Source organism: Stenotrophomonas sp. K-6 (assembly GCF_056861555.1).
The window spans coordinates 509,183-528,589 of record NZ_JBSPUC010000001.1 but is presented as its reverse complement, the minus strand read 5'-3'; the positions used below and the strand labels follow the sequence as shown (position 1 = coordinate 528,589).

The following is a 19,407-nucleotide window of genomic DNA, read 5'->3' as shown; positions in this document are numbered from 1 at the left end:
ACACGGCCGGTACGGCTCACTCCGGCGCAAAGAACTCGTTGCCGTGCATGTCCACCAGCTCCAGCGCACGACCACCACCGCGGGCCACGCAGGTCAGCGGGTCATCGGCCACCTGCACGTGCAGGCCGGTTTCCTCGGAGATCAGGCGGTCCATGTCGCGCAGCAGGGCACCACCACCGGTGAGCACGATGCCGCGCTCGGCGACGTCGGCACACAGTTCCGGCGGGGTCTGCTCCAGCGCCAGCTTGACCGCGCTGACGATGCCCGACAGCGGCTCGTGCAGGGCTTCCAGCACTTCATTGGAGTTGATCTTGATCATCTTCGGCACGCCCTCGGCGAGGTTGCGGCCGGAGATTTCCATCTCGATCACTTCCGCCTGCGGGTAGGCGCAGCCCAGCTCGACCTTGATCCGCTCGGCGGTCGCTTCACCGATCAGCATGCCGTGGTTGCGGCGCACGTAGTTGGTGATTGATTCGTCGAAACGGTCGCCGCCGATACGCACGGAGGCCGAGTAGACGATGCCGTTGAGCGAGATCACCGCCACTTCGGTGGTGCCGCCGCCAATGTCGATGACCATCGAGCCGCGCGCCTCGGTCACCGGCATGCCGGCACCGATCGCAGCGGCCATGGGCTCTTCGATCAGGAACACATCCCGCGCACCGGCCTCCTCGGCCGACTCCTTGATCGCGCGGCGCTCGACCTGGGTCGAACCGGCCGGCACGCAGACCAGCACGCGCGGGCTCGGGCGCAGGAAGCGCGACTTGTGGACCTTCTTGATGAAGTGCTTGAGCATCGCCTCGGTGTAGGTGAAGTCGGCGATGACGCCGTCCTTCATCGGGCGGATGGTGGTGATGTGGCCCGGGGTACGGCCGAGCATCTGCTTGGCCTCGGCGCCCACGGCAGCCACGGAACGGGTACCACCGATGGCACGGTCCTGGCGAACGGCCACGACCGACGGCTCGTTCAGCACGATCCCCTGCCCACGCACGTAGATGAGGGTGTTGGCCGTGCCCAGGTCGATGGACAGGTCATTGGAGAACATGCCACGCAGTTTCTTGAACATCTGGGAGTTGATCCTGAGGGGTGTCGCGCCCAACGCGGGATGGCGAAAAAATGGGCAGAATTCGAGGTCGACAAGCCTAGCAATCCCCCTGTGCGCGAGCAAGGACAAATCTGGCCGAACGCCAGCCTTCACGGCCATTCAGGCCAATCCGGGCAGCCCGGGTTCTGGCCCAAAGCCGCCCTACCCGTTAACCTTTGCGCCGCAGGGCGCCGCAGGGCGCCGTTTCGTTGCCCGCCCGACGGGCCTCAAACCCCCTACCGCATAGGCCTTACTCGATGTCCGCTTTGATCTGTGGTTCTCTTGCCTTCGACACCATCATGGTGTTCCCGGACCAGTTCAAGAATCACATCCTGCCGGACAAGGTGCACATCCTGAATGTGTCGTTCCTGGTGCCGCGGATGCGTCGTGAATTCGGCGGTTGCGCCGGCAACATCGCCTACAACCTGTACCTGCTGGGTGGCGAGCCGATCCCGATGGGCACGGTGGGTTCGGATTTCGGCCCGTACCGCGAGTACTTCCAGGGCCTGGGCATCGACCTGAGCCGGGTCAAGGTGATCGATGAGCTGTTCACCCCGCAGGCGTTCATCACCACCGACCACGACAACAACCAGATCACCGCCTTCCACCCGGGCGCGATGATGCGGTCCTACGAGAACCACGTGAAGGACGTGCCGGGCGTGACCCTGGGTCTGGTCGGCCCGGACGGGCGCGAAGGCATGATCCAGAATTCGCAGGAATTCTTCGACGCCGGTGTGCCGTTCATCTTCGACCCGGGCCAGGCCATGCCGCTGTTCAACGGCCCGGAGCTGCGCACCTTCATCGAGCAGGCCGACTACGTCGTGGTCAACGACTACGAGTCCAACCTGCTGCAGGAGCGCACCGGCTGGGATGAAAAGGCGATCGTGAGCCGGGTCAAGGCCTACATCACCACGCGCGGCCCGAAGGGCGCGGTCATCCACACCCCGGAAAAGACCTATGACATCCCGCCGGCGCACGAGCGCCGCGTGGTGGACCCGACCGGCTGTGGCGATGCGTTCCGCGCCGGCCTGATCTACGGCATCGAGAAGGGCTACGACTGGCTGACCATCGGCCGCATGGGCAACCTGATGGGCGCGCTGAAGGTCGAGCACCCGGGCACCCAGAACCAGCGCTTCACGTTCGATGAGTTCAATGAGCAGTTCAAGCAGCAATTCGGCTACGCGCTGACCGTTTGATCGCAGTGCGATCAAACGCGGCCCACGATTCGCCGTAGCGAATCGCGGGTCCCAATTGCATGCCACCTCATCCCCCCGCCTATCGGCGCGCCCCCTTGAGACGACTGCGCCTGCGGCGCAACCGTCCCGCGCATTCCACCTAATCCCCGCGCCGTTGGCGCGCCCCCTTGAACATCAAGGGGGCTCTCCACCAGAGAGGGATCGGGGGATGAGGGTAGAGCCAGGCCATGCCTGGCTGCTTTTCAGGGTCCTGGCGGTGGATCGCGCGGGCCCTTTCGGCGCGGTCAGGCCGACATCCGCTTCCCTTTCCACGCTGCCAGCACCTCGCCGCAATCGGCCAGGTGCCAGCAGGCCATGCCCGGCCACGGGTTGTCGGGGGTATTGACCAGCACGGTGCGGGTGCCGGCGGCGCGGCCGCATTCCAGGTCGAAGCGATGGTCGCCGACCATCACCAGCTGGGCAGGCGCAGCCTGCCAGCGCTCAACGAAGTACTGCAGCCCGGCCGGTGAGGGCTTGGGCTTGGCTTCATCGCGGCCGATGATGTCATCGGGGGCGAAGATGTCCCCCACACCGATCGCCTGCAGCGTCACCTGGGCGAGTTCGCGCGCATTGCGGGTGAGGATGCCCAGCCGGCAGCCCGCGCCGTGCAGCGCGCGTACGAGGGCCACTGCGCCAGGGGCGGCCTGCGCCTGCTCGGCGAGCGCGCGTTCGTGCGCGAGCAGCCAGTCGTGCTTGGCCGCCGCCACCTCGGCCGGGAGCGCGGCGAGGTGGCTGAGGATGTCCTCATCCGGCGGTATCGCAAGTTCGCGTTTGATGCGCTGGAAATCGTGCACCGCGATGGTCAGCGTGCCGTCCATGTCGAACACCCAGTGACGGATCGCCGGCAAGCCGGTCACTGCCACCACTGCGGCATCTGGCTGGCGTCCACGCCGCCGGTTTCGAACACGGCGGTACGCGTACCACCGGCCTTGACCGGGAATTCGATGCTGATCACCTTCGCCTTGCGCGCCAGGTTCCACAGCGCTTTCTGATCGGTGATGAACATCGCGATCGCTTCATCGGTATCCGGACGCCAGGCAGCCATCGAGACCGGCTTGCCATCGTCGACGGTCACCTTGACCTGGCACTTCGGGCAGCGGAAATCACCGGCCTGCAACACCAGATAGGCGTGGCGCTTCCACTCGGGATGATCGCGGAACACCAGCTGTACCGGCTTGGCGCCACTGCCGTCCACATCCACACGCTCCTTGCTGTAGATCTGGGCGGAGGCCTGGATGCCTTTGGTGCCGATCGGGATCTTGTTGTACTGCCACAGCGCCTGCAGACGGCGCTTCTCGCGCGCGGCCTCGGCCTTGGCCTTGACCTCGGCATAGCCCGGTTCGATCCGGGCGGCCACATCGGTGTCCTTGTATTGATCCAGCAGCGAGCCACCGTGGATGCGCGCGCGCTCCCAATCCTGCGAGGCGACAGCCATGTCGTACTGCTTTGCCACGCCTTCGGCCTTCTCTTCCTGCTGCGCCTTGGCGGCGGCCGCGGCGGCTTCCTGCGCCTGGCGCTCGGCTTCGGGGTTGCTGCAGGCGGACAGCGCGAAGGCGCAGGCCGCTACCAGGATCAGTCGTTTCATTGCGTGCTCCAGTGGGATCAGGTGCGCCCGAAGGCGCGCCTGATACTGTATCGCCAAGCACGCGACGACGCCCCACACTCGCCCTGCCGATAGCGCCGGGAAGGTCCCAGCGCCTGTCCGCCACCGTTCACCAGCCGCGACGAAGGGTGAGCTGCCCCTGGACCGTACGATACGCGCCCTGCCCCTGCTCAACCCCCAACGCCGCACTGCCCGACCAGCCTCCAGAAAAACCGACCTGGGCGCCCGCGCGCAGCTCATGCCGGTCGCGTGGCAGATCGCTGCGCAGCACCTGGCCGTCGAAGACCCGCGCCGTACGGGTACCGCCACGCCGCCAGTTGGCCTCGATGAACGGCTGCACGATCTGCGCGGTGCCGATCGCGTGCCCGAACACACGCAGCCCGACCCGGTGCTCCACCTGCCCCTGGTCGACCTTCTCGATCACGGTCCCGTTGTGCTCGACCAGCGCATCACTGCGGTAGCCAGTCCAGACCACCTCCGCCTGCGGCTGAACGTACAGCGCAGTCGAGCCGATCCGCAGCCGCCAGGCGTAGCCGACCTCCAGCGCCGCCGTGCGCGTGGCCGCGTCATGGCGCTCCTTCTCAAGGCCCGCGCCCTGCACGGTGTTGCGGTAGCGCCCGGCCTGCACGGCGCCGGCCAGATAGGCGCCGGCGGCGTCGTCGGCCTGCTGCTGCCAGCCGCCGTACACCCCGATCGACGTGCCTGTCACCTCGCCGCGCGCGCTGTAGCCGGTCCTCGTGGACACCACCGTGGTGTCGGCACGCCCTTGGCCGAGCATCACTCCCAGCGATGCATGGCCTACGCCGTCCCACGCCAATACCTGCGTACCCAGCTGCAGTACGGAACTGTTGCCGTGAGCCTGCAGCTGCAGCAGCGAGTGCCCTGCTGTATCGATGCGCAGGCCCGCGGTGCCGAACGCAGCGCGGCGGCCGGAGACGCGGATCCATGCACCGCCCTCGGCCCGCGCAGTAGCGCGGTCATCCCGGCGCAGCGCGAACATGTCGATCGCCGCCCGCTGGTTGCCAAGGTAGGCGCCGGGCTCCGGGCGCAGCACGGGGGGTGGAGGCGGAAGCGGAGGCGGAGGCGGTACCAGTACCTCCCCTGTTCCGCCCTCCGGTACCGGCCGGGGAAGTTCAGGCAACTCCGGGCGTTCAGGCACCCCGGGCAGCTCCAGTTCGACGCAGCCGGGCAGGTCGGGGGTCGCCTCACAGGGATCGACGACCACCGGCGCAAGCTCCGACCGCAGGTACCAGTGGCCATCGCCGGGATCGCTCACACTGCCCTTGAACAGGAAGTAGTCGTACGCGCCCGCCACGGCACGCCCCTGGAGCTGGAACGTGGCGTCCGACCGACCGCCTACGTGGATCAGCTCGATGCCTTCAACCGTAGCAGCGCCGCGGCCCCCGAGATTGTTGACCACGATGCCACCGCTGCCGCGCGTGTCGCCCTCTACCCGCAGATGATCCGCACGGGTGCCGTCATCACCGAGCACGGCGTCGAAGAAGAGCGTGCTGGCATCGATGTCCAGATCGCCCCGCACCACCAGCTGATCGCCGACCGCGCCGCGGCCCAGCCACAGACGGCTGCCCCGGTGCAGCGTGAGATCATCCACCTGCGATGCGCCGCGCGCGTTCCAGTCGGTGCCGCTCAGGCGCATGTCCAGCCGGGAACGATCATCGGCGAACGCGCGCCCCTCGATCACCGCATCATGCGCCTCCACCGCCATCGTGGCACCGTTCTGCACCCACACGGCGGACTGCTCACCGACCAGCGTGCCGTCATCAACGACCACGCGGTTGATGCTGCCCGCCGTCGCCGCATGCACGGCACTCTCCCTGCCCTGCACCTGGCTGCCCGCGGTTACGTCCAGCAGGTTGCTGTCGCCGCCCAGAAACTGCACGCCATGCCCGCGCTCGGCCAGGATGCGGCTGTCGGTCAAGGTGATCGTGCTGCCGATGCCATCCGGGTACAGGCCCGTGTACCCGGCGCGGATGCCGACACTGCCTTCGCCGGTGACCCGCACGTCCGATCCGGACAACGCAACACGCGCCACGTGCGGAAAGAACCCGCCCGGGGGGACGCGCCATTTCTGCGCCTGCGCATGGATGCCGGTGGCATTGTCGCCGGTGGTGACAATGGTGCTGCCGCGCTCCAGCAGCAGCGTGCCGCCGAACATCCAGACCCCCGCCGCACCTGCGCCGCCGGTCATGATGGAGGACGCATCGAGCCCCAGCTGCATCTTCGGTCCAATCGCCGCGCCGTGCGCGTCAATGCCTGCGGTGCGGATCCGCGTGTCGACCAGGCGCAGCGCGCCGGTCGGTGCCACATCGCCGGAAGGCAGGAAGCGGGTTCCGGCCACATCCACCCCCACGGCCGCAGCGCCGTGGGTGAAGATCTCCGAGCCGACGATGAGCCCGCTGTTCGCACCGCCTCGAAACTTCAGTGCCGAGATGCCCTCGGCATACGACCCCAGTGTGGAGCGTTCGATGTGCAACGCCCCGCCGTCCACCGCGATGACGGTGTCGTTGAACAGCGTATCGCTCGTACTGACGATGCGCGAGCTGTACACCTCCAGACTGTCGCCGGTGTAGGTCGGGACGGTTTCAAGCACTTCATTGCGGATGACGATGGTCTTGGCCGAAACAGGCACAGACAGCACGCTGGCACCGAGAGCAAGGTGGATCGCCGCGCCAAGCACGTGACGACGTACACGGAGAGAATCCATGGGAGTCCTTTGTAGGTGTCGCCAACGCCGCGACATGGCAGGGAGGCCGCTGGATCGTTCACGCGGCACGGCAGGAACCACGGTGCCCGCCTTTGTGGACGGAGCGCCAGCAGGCGGTGTCCTGCGTCCTCGCCATTGTCATGACCGCCCACGCGATTGCCATGCAACTAATACGAAAACGGCCTTTCCACGGCAGTTGATTCAGCCCCCAGGCAGACAGCCTGCCCTGCAACGAAAACGCCCGGCCAGGGCCGGGCGTGATCGACTGCGCCATCGCTGCGCCTTGGCTCAGCGCACCTCACGCCACCACTGCGTGGACGGCGCCGGCGCGCGGATATCCAGGCGTTCGCCCATGTGCGGGGCAGTCAGTGCCACGCCGTGTTCCTGCGCCAGCGCGGTGATGCGATCGAACGGTTCGGTCCACGGATGCAACGCGAGGTCGAAGGTGCCGTTGTGGATCGGCATCAGCACCTTGCCGCGCACGTCCAGGTGCGCCTGCAGGCTTTGTTCGGGCTGCATGTGCACGTCCGGCCACTGCGCATCGTAGGCACCGGTCTCGATCATGGTCAGATCGAACGGGCCGTAGCGCTCGCCGATGCGGGCAAAGCCGTCGAAGTAGCCGGTGTCGCCGCTGAAGAAGATCCGGGTACGCCCGGTGTCGATCACCCACGAAGCCCACAGCGTGCGGTTGCCGTCGGCGAGGGTCCGGCCGGAGAAATGCTGGGCCGGGGTCGCGACGATCTTCAGGCCCTCCACGCGGGTGTCCTGCCACCAGTCCAGCTGCACGACCTTCGCGGCGGGCACGCCCCACCCGATCAAGCGGTCGCCTACGCCGAGCGCGGTGACGAAGTGCTGCACCTTGGGCGCGAGCGCGAGGACGGCATCGTGGTCGAGGTGATCGTAGTGGTCATGGGAGATGATCACGCCGGTGATCGGCGGCAGTTCGTCGATGCTCAGCGGCGGTGCGTGGAACCGCTTGGGCCCCATGAACGACATCGGCGAGGCGCGCTCGGCGAAGACCGGGTCGGTCAGCCAGAAATGGCCGTCCAGCTTCATCAGCATCGTCGAATGCCCCAGACGCCACAGGCTGTCGTCGGGTGCGTCGAGCAGGGCCTGCCGGCTCAGCGGCTGCACCGGAATCGGGGCCAGCGGAGTGGCGTCGGCGGGCTTTTCGAACAGCATCTTCCACATTACGCCCAGCGTGCCAACGAAGCCCAGCGAGCTCTTGCCTGCGGGATTGTGGAAGCGCCCGTCGCCGAACTGCGGCGACTGGTCATAGGCGGCAGCCGGGCGGGCACCGCAGGTCAACAGGCCAATGGACATGGCGATCAACACCGTCAGAAGGAGGAGGAATCGAGGCAGGCGACGCATCATCGGGGCTTGCCCTGGAAAGTACACCGGCGAGTGTACTTGCCTTTTTCGAAAAGTAAACTGAACGGTGTAAAATAAGCCCATGAGCACTTCCGACCGCCCCACCCGTCTGACCGACCGCAAGCGCGCGGCCATCCTGGACGCGGCGGTGGCCGAGTTCCGCGCGTTCGGCTTTGCCGGCACCAGCATGGACCGGATCGCGGCGACGGCCGAGGTATCCAAGCGCACGGTCTACAACCACTTCGCCAGCAAGGACGAACTGTTCACCGCCATCCTGTGGCAGTTGTTCGAGGCCAGCCAGGCGCTGGCTGTCGTGCCCTACGACCCGGCGCAGCCGCTGCGCGATCAGTTGCTGGTATTCGCGGCGCGCAAGATGCGCCTGCTCGACGACCCCGGCTTCATCGATCTTTCGCGGGTGGCGATGGCCGAGCTGGTGCACACGCCCGAACGGGCACGGGCGATGATGGACAAGCTGGCCGAGAAGGAAGAAGGCCTGACCGGCTGGATCCGCGCCGCCCAGGCCGATGGGCGGCTGCGGCTGGACATGCCGCCGGCCGAGGCGGCGCATCAGTTGCAGGCGATGCTCAAGGCCTTTGCGTTCTGGCCGCAGATCACCTTCGGCCAGCCTCCGCTCACGCCGGCACAGCAGCAGCAGGTGATGCACGACTGCGTGGACATGTTCCTGGCGGTGCGCGCGGTGTGACATAGGCTTCCACGCAAAGAAACATGCCTTATCCAGTCGCGGCGCCTAGTTGGTCGGGCGCTGGGCCGCGATGCCCTTGCCGGCGAATGTCCCCCGGCGTCGGCCTGCGGCCGCCCCCTCCTCCTTTATTTCGCCCACAAGGGCATCGCGACCCACGGATCGAGAACCGCGGCTCTCACAGAAAGGCGCGGTTGTCTGCACGTGTACCGCGAGCCGAGCCCCCTAGGGGCTGGTAGGCTCCTGGGCAAAATCAAGGAGCAGGCCGTCGCCGCCAAGCGGCGGCCGGGGGACATTTGCCGAGGGGCCTGCCGGCCCCTAGGGGGCTCGGCTCGCGGTACGCAGGCGCGCATAAAAAAACGGCGGGTTTCCCCGCCGTTTTTCGTTCAACCGATACGTCTGGCGATTACGGCTTGGCCGCGCCCGCCTCGGCCTTGTCCAGCATGTCCTGGACGGAGCCCGTGGTGATCGGGTGATACCCCGGCTTGGCCTTGGCGAAGGCCGCCTTGGCGAAGGCCAGGCCTTCAGGCGTCTTCACCAGTTCGGCGTAGATCGGCATGATCAGCTTTCGGCGGCCGACACGCTCGATGAACGCACCGGCGGCGTCGTTCGCTTCGCTGTAGCCACTGCGGATCGTCAGCGGGTACCAGCGCATCGCGATCTCGCCGTTGGCCGTACCGGTGAAGTGGTAAGCCTTGTCCAGCGCAGCCAGCTTCTCAACCGGCAGGGTCTTGCCCAGACCGTCGATGAAGTGCACCCACTCCTGGGTGCCCCACTCGCCGGTGATCTGCGCCGTCGGCAGCGTGTTGCTGCCCTGCCAGGCGATGCGGGCGGTATCGACGATGGAGAAGTTGCGCGAGCGGGCCTTGGTCGCGAACGACGGAATGCCCGGCTCATCCAGCCACGCCTTCAGCTCGGCGTCGCTGACGGCACCGGGCTTCTTGGACAGCAGATTCTTCTTCAGGTACTCGACGAACTGGTCGGTGTTCGCGCTCTGGAAGGCGTGGTCATCGAACCAGCCACGCAGGAACGGATCGAAGGTCTCGCGGCCGAAGCGCTGTTCCAGGAACTGCAGGAACCACGCGCCCTTGACGTAGGCGACCTGGCTCAACGCCTCGTCCGGATCACGCTCGCTCAGTGGTGGCAGGGCGAGGGCCTGGTCGGCCGGGCTCATGTCCTTCACTTCGGCGAGCAGATCGTTCTGGTCGATCTCACGCTCCATCTCGGCCATCTCCTGGCCGTACAGCGCCTCGGTGATGCGGCCCTGCACGTAGGTGGTGAAGCCTTCGTTGAGCCAGATGTCCTTCCAGCTGGCGTTGGTCACCAGGTTGCCCGACCAGCTGTGCGCCAGTTCGTGGGCGACCAGCGAGACCAGCGACTTGTCGCCAACGATCACGGTCGGGGTGGCGAAGGTCAGACGCGGGTTTTCCATGCCACCGAACGGGAACGACGGCGGCAGCACCAGCATGTCGTAGCGGCCCCAGCGGTATTCGCCGAAGAGCTTCTCGGCGGTGCCGATCATCTTCTCGGTGTCTTCGAATTCCTTGGCGGCCTTGCCAACCATGGTCGGTTCGGCCCACACGCCGGAGCGGCCGGAGATCGGCTCGAACACCAGGTCGCCAGCGGCGATGGCCAGCAGGTAGGACGGGATCGGCTGCGGCATCTTGAAGGTGTAGTCACCATCACGCGCGGCCTTGGGGTCGTTGTCGGCGCTCATCAGCACCATCACGTCCGGGCGCGAGACCACGTGCGCGCTGTAGGTGAAACGCACGCTCGGGGTGTCCTGCAGCGGCACCCAGGAACGGGCATGGATCGCCTGCGACTGGCTGAACATGAAGGGCAGCTTCTTGCCCTCCGTCATCGACGGCTCCAGCCACTGCAGGCCCGAGGCGGTCGGTGCAGTGTGATACGTGATCACGACCTTGGCCGGCTGGTCCGGGGTCTCGATGCTCAGCTTGCTGCCGAACACCTTGTCGGCCGGCGCCAGCACGAAGGGCAGCGGCGCGGTCTTGCCGTCGGCAGCGATCGCCTCGACCTTCTCCACGGTCAGCTCGCGGGTGTCCAGCACCAGCTGCTTGGCGGCCTTGTCCTTCCACTCCAGGGTGTAGGTCGCGGTGCCACCGATCTGCTTGCTGTCGAAATCCAGCTTCAGATCCAGCGCGAGGTCCTTGACGACCACCTTGTCCGGCTCGGCGTACGAGCTTTCATCGTGGCTGCGGCTGTCGGCTTTCATGGCAGTGCTCGCCGGCGCGTTGGCAGTGGGATCGACGGTCGGAGCCGCCGGTTCTTTGGAGCAGCCGGACGCCAGGGCGACGGCCAGGGGAATCAACAGGAACGGGGATCGCATGAACGGGACCGATCAGGGTGAAACGACCAGTTTACCCCTGTCCCGGACCCCGCGCAGGCGGTGTGTGGCGGTTTGCGCATTCAGTCGGTCGCGCGAGGCTGGCCCGCGCGGCGCGCCGACCGGTCGGGGGCCCGCGTCCCCGCAGACCCCGGGCCGCTCACTCAGAGCTTGTAGCCGGAGTGGATCGAGACGATGCCGCCGGTCAGGTTCTTGTAGTGGCAACGCTCGAAACCGGCCTCGGCCATCATGGTCTTGAGCTGCTCCTGCGGCGGATGCTTGCGGATGCTCTCGGCCAGGTACTGGTAGCTGTCGCCATCGCGTGCGAACAGCTGACCCAGCTTGGGCAGGATCTTGAACGAGTGGAAATCGTAGATCGGCTTGAACCAGTCGGCGGTGACTTCGGAGAACTCCAGCACACGCGCCTGCCCGCCCACCTTGAGGACGCGGTGCATCTCGCGCAGGCCGGCTTCCTTGTCGGTGACGTTGCGCAGGCCGAAGGCGATCGTGACCAGGTCGAAGCTCGCATCGGGGAACGGCAGCGCCTCGGCGTTGCACTGCACGTAATTCAGGCCCGCGACCAGGCCGCGGTTGGTGAGACGATCACGGCCGACCGAGAGCATGCCGGCGTTGATGTCGCCCAGCACCACTTCACCCTCGTCACCCACCCGCTCCTTGATCAGCGCGGCGATGTCGCCAGTGCCGCCGGCCAGATCCAGCACGCGGTCACCCGGCTTCACCTGCGCGGTGGCTACGTAGTAGCGCTTCCACGCCCGGTGGATGCCCAGGCTCATCAGATCGTTCATCAGGTCGTAGCTGCGCGCGACCGAGGTGAACACTTCGCCCACCAGCTTCTGCTTGTCCTTCGCAGCGACATCGCGGAAGCCGAAATGGGTGGTGCCAGTCTTGTAGGGAGATTCGCTCATGGGACGATTATCGCACCGCCGGCGCCGTTGCGGCAGGCTGCCACTATCATGAAGGTCTTCACGTCCCTGGATTGCGCATGATCACCACCCCCGACTACGCCGCCCTGCTCGAAACCGCCATCGCCGAAGCCCGCCAGGGCCTGGCCGAGGGCGGCATCCCGATCGGCGCCGCGCTGTACCACAACGATGGCCGCCTGCTCGGCTGCGGCCACAACCGCCGCGTGCAGGAAGGCGATCCGTCCGTGCACGGCGAGACCGACGCCTTCCGCAAGGCCGGCCGGCAGCGCCGCTACCAGGACACCATCATGGTGACCACCCTGGCCCCCTGCTGGTACTGCAGCGGGCTGGTACGCCAGTTCAACATCGGCACCGTGGTGGTGGGCGAGTCGGTCACCTTCCAGGGCGGCATCGAATGGCTGCGCGAGAACGGCGTCAAGGTGATCGACATGCAGAGCCAGGCATGCATCGATCTGCTGGGCGGCTTCATCAGCGCCCATCCCGAGGTCTGGAACGAAGATATCGGCGAGTAAAGGCCGACGATTCCGCGCGGATTCCCGCGCCGAGTGCCCGCGCGATCGCAGGACGAGCTGCGCGGGCACGGCAGCGTTCTGAATGCTTCAGCGATCGGTGCGGGTCTGAATACCCTGTGCGGCGGGTCTTTGCACGCTCCGACGTCACGCCTTGTCCACCCGCGCCGAATGGCGCGAACACGCGGTACTAACAACCGCGCTGCATGAACGTCTTAAGGTGGTTGCACAGGGGGCACCATCGTCGAGGAGACGTCATGCATGCCCAAACCCGCCGCACCTCCTCCGTCGAACCTGCGTTGATGGACGCGTGGGAAAGACTGCAGGTGCACTACGCACGCCACCATAACGCCGCGCCTTTCTGGGATGCCTACCAGGCCATCCAGGATGAGCTGACGCGGTCCCATCCCGATCATCGCGTTGCAGTCTGCAACCGGCTGGCGACGCTGGCCGAACGGCTCGGCGTAGTCCACCACGCCCAACTGCTGGGCGAGACGCGTGGCGAATCTCGCCACACTGGCTCCACATCGCCATGACACCGCTTGCACCGCGCCCTACGCCATCATCCAGATTCCCTTCTTCCCATATTGAAGTGACCATGTCTTCCGCCCAGATCTCCATCCCTGCCGTCATCGATGTCGACGCCGAAGTCAGTCACTGGCGCCAGCGTCATGCCGACGGCAACCTCGGGACGGGCTCATTCGGCCACTACGTGCCGTGGATCAAGTTCGCCTGCGATTCACTGATCACGCAACCGCGCGCCAGTGATGAGGAGCGCGATGAAATGTTCCAGACTCATTACGCGCTGCAGATCATGCCGCGCCTGTCCGAAGACCAGGCCCGTCAATTCGTCGACCAGTGCTGGGAACACGTCTACCTCGCCGGTCGCCAGGACCAGGCGTCGCGCCCGCGGCTGCACGCACGCGCCTGACGCACACCGGCTGGACAGCGCCTGCTCGGCGCTTTGTCCATGATGCAGGCACCCCGCGGCCCCCGCCGACCGTGCCTGATGAAACCGCACCGCCTCACGCATTGTGTCGCCACGACGGCGACGCTTGCGCAACGGTGTGCACAGGTGCGACCGCGTGGCCGCACCTGTGATGCCTCACCCGCGCTCGTGCCAACCGCCGCCGAGCACCTTGTACAACGCTACCTGATTGGACTGCTGGGCCAGCTGCGTGCTGACCAGCGACTGCCGTGCGGTGTACGCCGTGCGTCGCGCATCCAGCAGGGTCAGGAAGCTGTCCAGGCCGGCGTCATAGCGGGCCTGCGACAACCGCTGCGCCTGCTCGGCCGCCGCCACCAGCGCCTGCTGCGAAGACAACTGCGCTTCCAGGCTCTCGTTGAGCGCCAGCGCATCGGCTGCTTCGCGGAAGCCGGACTGGATCGCCTTCTCATACTGCGCCAGCGCGATGTCGCGATCGGCGGTAGCCATGCCCAGATTGGCGCGCAGCTTGCCCCCCTGGAAGATCGGCAGATTGAGCTTGGGAATGAAACTCCACACGCGCGTGCCACTGTCAAACAGACCCGACAGCTCCGACGAAGCCGAGCCGATGTTGCCGGTCAGGCTGATCGACGGGAAGAATGCTGCGCGCGCGGCGCCGATATTGGCGTTGGCCGAGAGCAGCACGTGCTCGGCGGCCATCACGTCCGGCCGCCGCAGCAGCACATCGCCCGGTACGCCGGCCGGCAGCGGCCGAACGCTGGCGACGTCGGTCACCTCGGCCTGCGGCAACAGTGACGCATCAATCGGCCCACCGGCCAACAGCACCAGCGCATTGCGATCCTGCGCGACCTGCCCGGCAAAGCGCGCCACATCGGTACGCGCGGTTTCCACCAAGGTGCGGGTCTGGCTCAGTTCCAGCGCAGAGGCGCCACCGAGCTGACGGCGGGCCTCGGTCAGGCGCAGCGAATCTTCATAGGTGGCCAGCGTCGCCTGGGCGATCCGCAGCTGCTCGCTGTCCGCGCCCAGGGTCAGCCACGCGTTGGCCACCTCGGCCACCAGCGACAGCTGCGCACTGCGGCGATTGGCCGCTTCGGCGAAGTACTGCTGCAGGGCCGCCTGGCTGAGATTGCGCACGCGGCCGAACAGATCCAGCTCGAACTCGACCACGCCGAGGTTGGCACTGAACTGCTCGGTCACCGGGGCATCGCCGCCACTGCGGGTCATCTGCCCCTGCACGCCGACCGCCGGTACCCGATCAGCACGCTGGATCCGGTACTGCGCACGGGCACGCTCGACATTGAGCACGGCCACGCGCAGGTCGCGGTTGTTCTCCAGCGACTGGGTGATCACCGCCTGCAGGCGCGGGTCGACGAAGAAATCGCGCCAGCCGATGTCGGCGACCTCCGCCGTTGCAGTGCCCTGCGCGCCTGCGCTGGCCGCCACCGGCCACTGCGAGGGAATCGCCGGAGCGACTTCAGTACTGCGCGGCTCCAGCGTCGAGCAGCCGGACAGCACCAGGCTCACGGCCAGCGCCAGGCTGGCCATCATGGGCTTACGCATCGGAACCTCCAGCGTTCTTGCCGTACTTCTTGCGATTGAACACGCGCTGCACCACCACGAAGAACAGCGGGATGAAGAACACACCCAGCACCGTGCCGACCAGCATGCCGCCGAGCACACCGGTACCGATGGCCTGCTGTGCGCCGGAACCGGCACCGGAGGCGATCGCCAGCGGCAGCACGCCCAGGCCGAAGGCCAGCGAGGTCATGATGATCGGGCGCAGACGGTCACGCACAGCGTGCATCGTCGCCTCGATCAGGCCGGCGCCCTTCTCCAGGTTTTCCTTGGCGAACTCCACGATCAGGATCGCGTTTTTACTGGTCAAACCGACCGTGGTCAGCATCGCCACCTGGAAGTAGATGTCGCGCTCCATGCCACGCATGGTGTTGGCCAGCACCGCACCGAGGATGCCCAGTGGCGCCACCAGCAGCACCGAGGTCGGCACGCTCCAGCTTTCATACAGTGCCGCCAGGCACAGGAACACGATCAGCAGCGAGAGCGTGTACAGCAGCGGCGTCTGCGAACCGGCCTGGCGCTCCTGGTAGGACAGCGCGGTCCACTCGATGTCGAAACCGGCCGGCAACTGCTTGGCGAGTTTCTCCACTTCGTTCATCGCATCGCCCGAGGCCACGCCCGGGGCCGGCTCGCCCTGGATTTCCATCGCGGACACGCCGTTGTAGCGCTCCAGGCGCGGCGAACCGTAATCCCAACGCTGGCTGGCAAAGGCCGAGAACGGCACCATCTCACCGGCCGCGTTCTTGACCGACCACAGGTTGAAGTCTTCCGGGTTCATGCGGAACGGCGCATCGGACTGCACGTAGACGCGCTTGACCCGGCCACGGTCGATGAAGTCATCGATGTAGCTGCTGCCCCAGGCCGCGGCGAGCGTGGTGTTGACCGATTCCAGCGACAGGCCCAGCGCACTCGCCTTGCCCACGTCGATATCGATGCGCAGCTGCGGGGTGTCTTCCTGCCCGTTCGGGCGCACGTTGGCCAGCAGCTTGCTCTGCCCGGCCATGCCGAGCAGCTGGTTGCGTGCATCCAGCAGCGCCTGGTGACCGGCACCACTGGTGTCCTTCAGGAAGAAGGTATAGCCCGAGCCGATGCCCAGTTCCGGCATCGCCGGCGGCGGGAAGGCGAAGATGAAGGCGTCCTTGATCCCACCCAGCGCGGCCATTGCACGGCCGGTGACGGGCATCGCGCCCTGGTCGGCATCACGGTCCTTCCAGTCCTTGAGCTTGACGAAGGCCATGCCCGCGTTCTGGCCCATGCCGGCGAAGCTGAAGCCCTGCACCGAGAAGATCGACTCGATCGCGTCGACTTCGTTTTCCATGAAGTGTTTTTCGAGCTTGTCGATCGACTCCAGCGTCCGTTCCTGGGTCGCACCCACCGGGGTCTGCACCAGTGCCATCAGGATGCCCTGGTCTTCGTTGGGCAGGAACGAACTGGGCAGGCGCATGAACAGCAGGCCCATCACCAGCGCCAGCGCGGCGAACACGCCCATGAAGCGCCACGGACGGCCGAGGATGCCGCGCACGCCACGCTGATAGCCGTTGCTGGAGCGGTCAAAGCCACGGTTGAAGGCGTTGAAGAAACGACCCGACCAGCCCTTGTGGGCCACGTGGTGCTCACCCTTCTTCAGCGGCTTGAGCATGGTGGCGCACAGCGCCGGGGTCAGCACGATCGCGACCAGCACCGACAGGGCCATCGCCGAGACGATGGTGGCCGAGAACTGACGATAGATGACGCCGGTGGCGCCACTCATGAAGGCCATCGGCACGAACACCGCCGACAGCACCAGGCCGATGCCGACCAGCGCGCCGGTGATCTGGGTCATCGATTTGCGTGTGGCCTCCAGCGGTGACAGGCCCTCTTCGGACATGATCCGCTCGACGTTCTCCACCACCACGATCGCGTCATCGACCAGCAGGCCGATCGCCAGCACCATCGCGAACATGGTCAGCATGTTCACCGAGAAGCCCAGCGCGGCCAGGATGCCGAACGTGCCCAGCAGCACCACCGGTACCGCGATCGTGGGGATCAGGGTCGCGCGGAAGTTCTGCAGGAACAGGTACATCACCAGGAACACCAGCACGATGGCTTCGATCAGGGTCTTGATGACGCCCTTGATCGAGACCTGCACGAACGGCGTGGTGTCATACGGCACCACCGCCTTCAGGCCAGCCGGGAAGTTCGGCGCCATCTCATCCAGCGCCGCACGCACGCCATTGGCGGTGTCCAGCGCATTGGCGCCGGTGGCCAAGGTGATCGCGATACCCGACGACGGCTTGCCGTTGTAGCGGGTCACGAAGTCGTACGACTCCGCGCCCAGCTCCACGCGGGCCACATCCGACAGGCGCAGTTCGGCACCGTCCTGCGCGCTGCGCACGATGATGTTGCGGAACTGCTCCGGCGTCTGCAGGCGGTCCTGCGCGTTGATGGTCGCGTTGAGCTGCTGGCCCTTGATCGACGGCGCGCCGCCGAGCTGGCCGATGGCAACCTGCGCGTTCTGCGCGGTGATCGCGGCGATCACTTCGGCGGTGGACAGCTTGTAAGTGTGCAGCTTGTTGGGGTCCAGCCAGATACGCATGGCGTACTTGCCACCGAACACCTGGATGTTGCCCACGCCCGGCACGCGGCTCAGCGGATCGACGATGTTGGAGCCGACGTAATCGGAGATGTCGTTGGCGTCCATGCTGCCATCTTCAGAGACGAAGCCGAGCACCTGCAGGAAGCCACTGCTCGACTTGGCCACGTTGATGCCCTGGCGCTGCACTTCCTGCGGCAGCAGCGGCATGGCCAGCTGCAGCTTGTTCTGCACCTGCACCTGCGCGATATCCGGGTTGGTCCCACTCTCGAAGGTGAGGGTGATGGTCGCCTGGCCATTGGCCGAGCTGTTGGAGGAGAAGTAGATCAGGCCATCCAGGCCCTTCATGTTCTGCTCGATGATCTGCGTCACCGAGTCCTCGACCACCTTGGCCGATGCACCCGGGTAACTGGCGCTGATCTCGACGGCCGGCGGCGCCACTTCCGGGTACATCGACACCGGCAGCTTGAGCACCGCCAGACCACCGGCGAGCATGATGATGATCGCAATCACCCACGCGAAGATGGGGCGATCAATGAAGAAACGTGCCATGGAATTCTCCGGTTACTGCTGGGCGGCGGGAGCCGCCGGCGCGGCGGCCGCCTTGGCCGGGGCCGCGCCCATTTCGGTGGCCTGCACGGGCATGCCCGGCTGGATCTTCTGCAGGCCTTCGACGATGACCTTGTCACCGGCCTTGAGCCCGTCTTCCACCAGCCACTTGTCGCCGAGCGAACGGCTCACCTTGACCTGCCGCACTTCGACCTTGTCGTCCTTGCCGACCACCATGGCGCTGGTATCACCCTTGGGATCGCGGGCAATGCCCTGCATCGGCACCAGGATCGCGTTCTCGCGCACGCCGCTGCCCACCTGGGCACGCACGTACATGCCCGGCATCAGCACCTGGTCCGGGTTCTCGACCTTGACCCGCAGCGCGTAGCTGCCGGTGGTCGGGTCCACGCTGACTTCGGAGAACTCCAGCGTGCCCTTGTGATCGAACTCGGTGCCGTCATCAAGCAGGATCGTCACCGGCAGGGTCTGGTTGTCCTGCAGGCGGCCGCTGGCCAGTTCGCGGCGCAGCTGCAGCAGTTCGCTGGCGGACTGGGTCAGGTCGACATAGATCGGGTTCAGCTGCTGCACCGTGGCCAGCGCTTCGGCCTGGCCGGCGCTGACCAGCGCACCCTGGGTGACCGAGGACTTGCCGATGCGACCGCTGATCGGCGCGGTGATGCGCGCATAGCCCAGCGTCACGTTGGCCGCGTCCAGCGCGGCACGCGCGGCACCGACATCGGCCTCGGCCTGCTTGAGCGCGGCGATCGCGTTCTCGTTGTCCTGGGTGCTGACCGCCTCGACCTTGGCCAGCTCGCCGATGCGCTTGGCGCTCAGGCGTGCGGCATTGGCGGTGGCTTCGGCGCGGGCCAGCTGGGCGCGGGCGCTGTTGGCCTGGGCACGGTAGCTGGCGTCATCGAGCTGATACAGCGGCTGCCCAGCGGTGACCAGGCCGCCTTCGGTGAACAGGCGCTTGGCGACGATGCCGTTGACCTGCGGGCGCACTTCGGCGACCAGGAAGGCATTGGTACGGCCCGGCAGTTCGCGGGTCAGGCCGACCTGCTCGGCTTTCAGGGTGGCCACGGTGACCTGGCCGGGCCCGCCCTGCGGACCCTCCTGCTCACCACCGCCGCAGGCGGACACGGTCAGGGCGATCGCCAGGGACAGCGCGAGAAGACGGTACGGGGTTCTGGACATGGTGGTGGGGGCTCGCAGACGGAAAAGGGCGCGCCCGGTGCCCAACTTCCCATAACAGC

The 19,407-nt window shown here is 66.5% G+C and carries 15 protein-coding genes; 5 read left to right on the top strand and 10 right to left on the bottom strand.

The window, feature by feature from the left end:
- Positions 1–16: 16 nt before the first annotated feature.
- Positions 17–1,063 carry a rod shape-determining protein gene (locus AC13F7_RS02330; protein WP_019186044.1) on the bottom strand — a complete coding sequence of 349 codons (1,047 nt, stop codon included), beginning with the start codon at positions 1,061–1,063 and terminating at the stop codon, positions 17–19.
- Between the two features lie 275 nt (positions 1,064–1,338).
- On the opposite strand from AC13F7_RS02330, the gene AC13F7_RS02325 reads away from it, so the two are divergent.
- Complete coding sequence (locus tag AC13F7_RS02325) at positions 1,339–2,277, top strand: carbohydrate kinase family protein (RefSeq protein ID WP_123730158.1); 939 nt, start codon at positions 1,339–1,341, stop codon at positions 2,275–2,277.
- Positions 2,278–2,561: 284 nt separating this feature from the next.
- On the opposite strand, the gene AC13F7_RS02320 is transcribed toward AC13F7_RS02325, so the two are convergent.
- The 4 genes from AC13F7_RS02320 to AC13F7_RS02305 all read right to left on the bottom strand — a co-directional run bounded on the left by AC13F7_RS02320 (position 2,562) and on the right by AC13F7_RS02305 (position 7,967).
- A complete protein-coding gene (locus AC13F7_RS02320) occupies positions 2,562–3,164 on the bottom strand; it encodes an HAD family hydrolase (RefSeq protein ID WP_482999481.1) in 603 nt (200 codons plus the stop codon).
- A gap of 5 nt (positions 3,165–3,169) precedes the next feature.
- Positions 3,170–3,901, bottom strand: a complete 732-nt coding sequence (locus AC13F7_RS02315) for a hypothetical protein (RefSeq protein ID WP_481469579.1) — start codon at positions 3,899–3,901, stop codon at positions 3,170–3,172.
- A gap of 127 nt (positions 3,902–4,028) precedes the next feature.
- On the bottom strand, positions 4,029–6,644 hold the full coding sequence (locus AC13F7_RS02310; RefSeq protein ID WP_482999114.1) for an autotransporter family protein: 2,616 nt from the start codon (positions 6,642–6,644) through the stop codon (positions 4,029–4,031).
- Between the two features lie 288 nt (positions 6,645–6,932).
- Positions 6,933–7,967, bottom strand: a complete 1,035-nt coding sequence (locus AC13F7_RS02305) for an MBL fold metallo-hydrolase (RefSeq protein ID WP_482999113.1) — start codon at positions 7,965–7,967, stop codon at positions 6,933–6,935.
- 130 nt (positions 7,968–8,097) lie between these two features.
- Between AC13F7_RS02305 and AC13F7_RS02300 the strand changes: the two genes are divergently transcribed.
- The gene (locus AC13F7_RS02300) at positions 8,098–8,718 is read left to right on the top strand and encodes a TetR/AcrR family transcriptional regulator (protein ID WP_482999112.1); all 621 of its coding nucleotides are present in this window, start codon (positions 8,098–8,100) and stop codon (positions 8,716–8,718) included.
- A 403-nt stretch (positions 8,719–9,121) separates the two neighbouring features.
- Here the strand turns inward: AC13F7_RS02300 and AC13F7_RS02295 are convergent, their stop codons facing one another.
- Positions 9,122–11,062, bottom strand: a complete 1,941-nt coding sequence (locus tag AC13F7_RS02295; protein ID WP_481469574.1) for a M1 family metallopeptidase — start codon at positions 11,060–11,062, stop codon at positions 9,122–9,124.
- A gap of 161 nt (positions 11,063–11,223) precedes the next feature.
- Positions 11,224–11,985: a bifunctional demethylmenaquinone methyltransferase/2-methoxy-6-polyprenyl-1,4-benzoquinol methylase UbiE gene (gene ubiE / locus AC13F7_RS02290; RefSeq protein WP_070471930.1), complete on the bottom strand. Its 762-nt coding sequence runs from the start codon at positions 11,983–11,985 to the stop codon at positions 11,224–11,226.
- Between the two features lie 77 nt (positions 11,986–12,062).
- Here ubiE and AC13F7_RS02285 point away from each other — a divergent pair, with 77 nt between their 5' ends.
- The 3 genes from AC13F7_RS02285 (at position 12,063) to AC13F7_RS02275 (ending at position 13,443) form a co-directional block, all read left to right on the top strand.
- Positions 12,063–12,515 carry a nucleoside deaminase gene (locus tag AC13F7_RS02285; protein ID WP_019186053.1) on the top strand — a complete coding sequence of 151 codons (453 nt, stop codon included), beginning with the start codon at positions 12,063–12,065 and terminating at the stop codon, positions 12,513–12,515.
- Between the two features lie 254 nt (positions 12,516–12,769).
- Positions 12,770–13,048 carry a hypothetical protein gene (locus tag AC13F7_RS02280; protein ID WP_346471329.1) on the top strand — a complete coding sequence of 93 codons (279 nt, stop codon included), beginning with the start codon at positions 12,770–12,772 and terminating at the stop codon, positions 13,046–13,048.
- A 62-nt stretch (positions 13,049–13,110) separates the two neighbouring features.
- Positions 13,111–13,443 (top strand): hypothetical protein, encoded by a 333-nt coding sequence (locus tag AC13F7_RS02275; RefSeq protein ID WP_123730151.1) that lies wholly within the window; start codon positions 13,111–13,113, stop codon positions 13,441–13,443.
- A 174-nt stretch (positions 13,444–13,617) separates the two neighbouring features.
- On the opposite strand, the gene AC13F7_RS02270 is transcribed toward AC13F7_RS02275, so the two are convergent.
- Genes AC13F7_RS02270 through smeD form a run of 3 tightly spaced genes read right to left on the bottom strand, consistent with a single transcriptional unit; the run spans position 13,618 to position 19,348 of the window.
- Positions 13,618–15,018 carry an efflux transporter outer membrane subunit gene (locus tag AC13F7_RS02270; RefSeq protein WP_482999111.1) on the bottom strand — a complete coding sequence of 467 codons (1,401 nt, stop codon included), beginning with the start codon at positions 15,016–15,018 and terminating at the stop codon, positions 13,618–13,620.
- Positions 15,011–18,157, bottom strand: a complete 3,147-nt coding sequence (smeE, locus tag AC13F7_RS02265) for a multidrug efflux RND transporter permease subunit SmeE (protein ID WP_482999110.1) — start codon at positions 18,155–18,157, stop codon at positions 15,011–15,013. Before smeE ends, AC13F7_RS02270 begins: the two co-directional genes overlap by 8 nt.
- A gap of 12 nt (positions 18,158–18,169) precedes the next feature.
- Positions 18,170–19,348, bottom strand: a complete 1,179-nt coding sequence (gene smeD, locus AC13F7_RS02260; protein ID WP_482999109.1) for a multidrug efflux RND transporter periplasmic adaptor subunit SmeD — start codon at positions 19,346–19,348, stop codon at positions 18,170–18,172.
- Between the last annotated feature and the right edge of the window lie 59 nt (positions 19,349–19,407).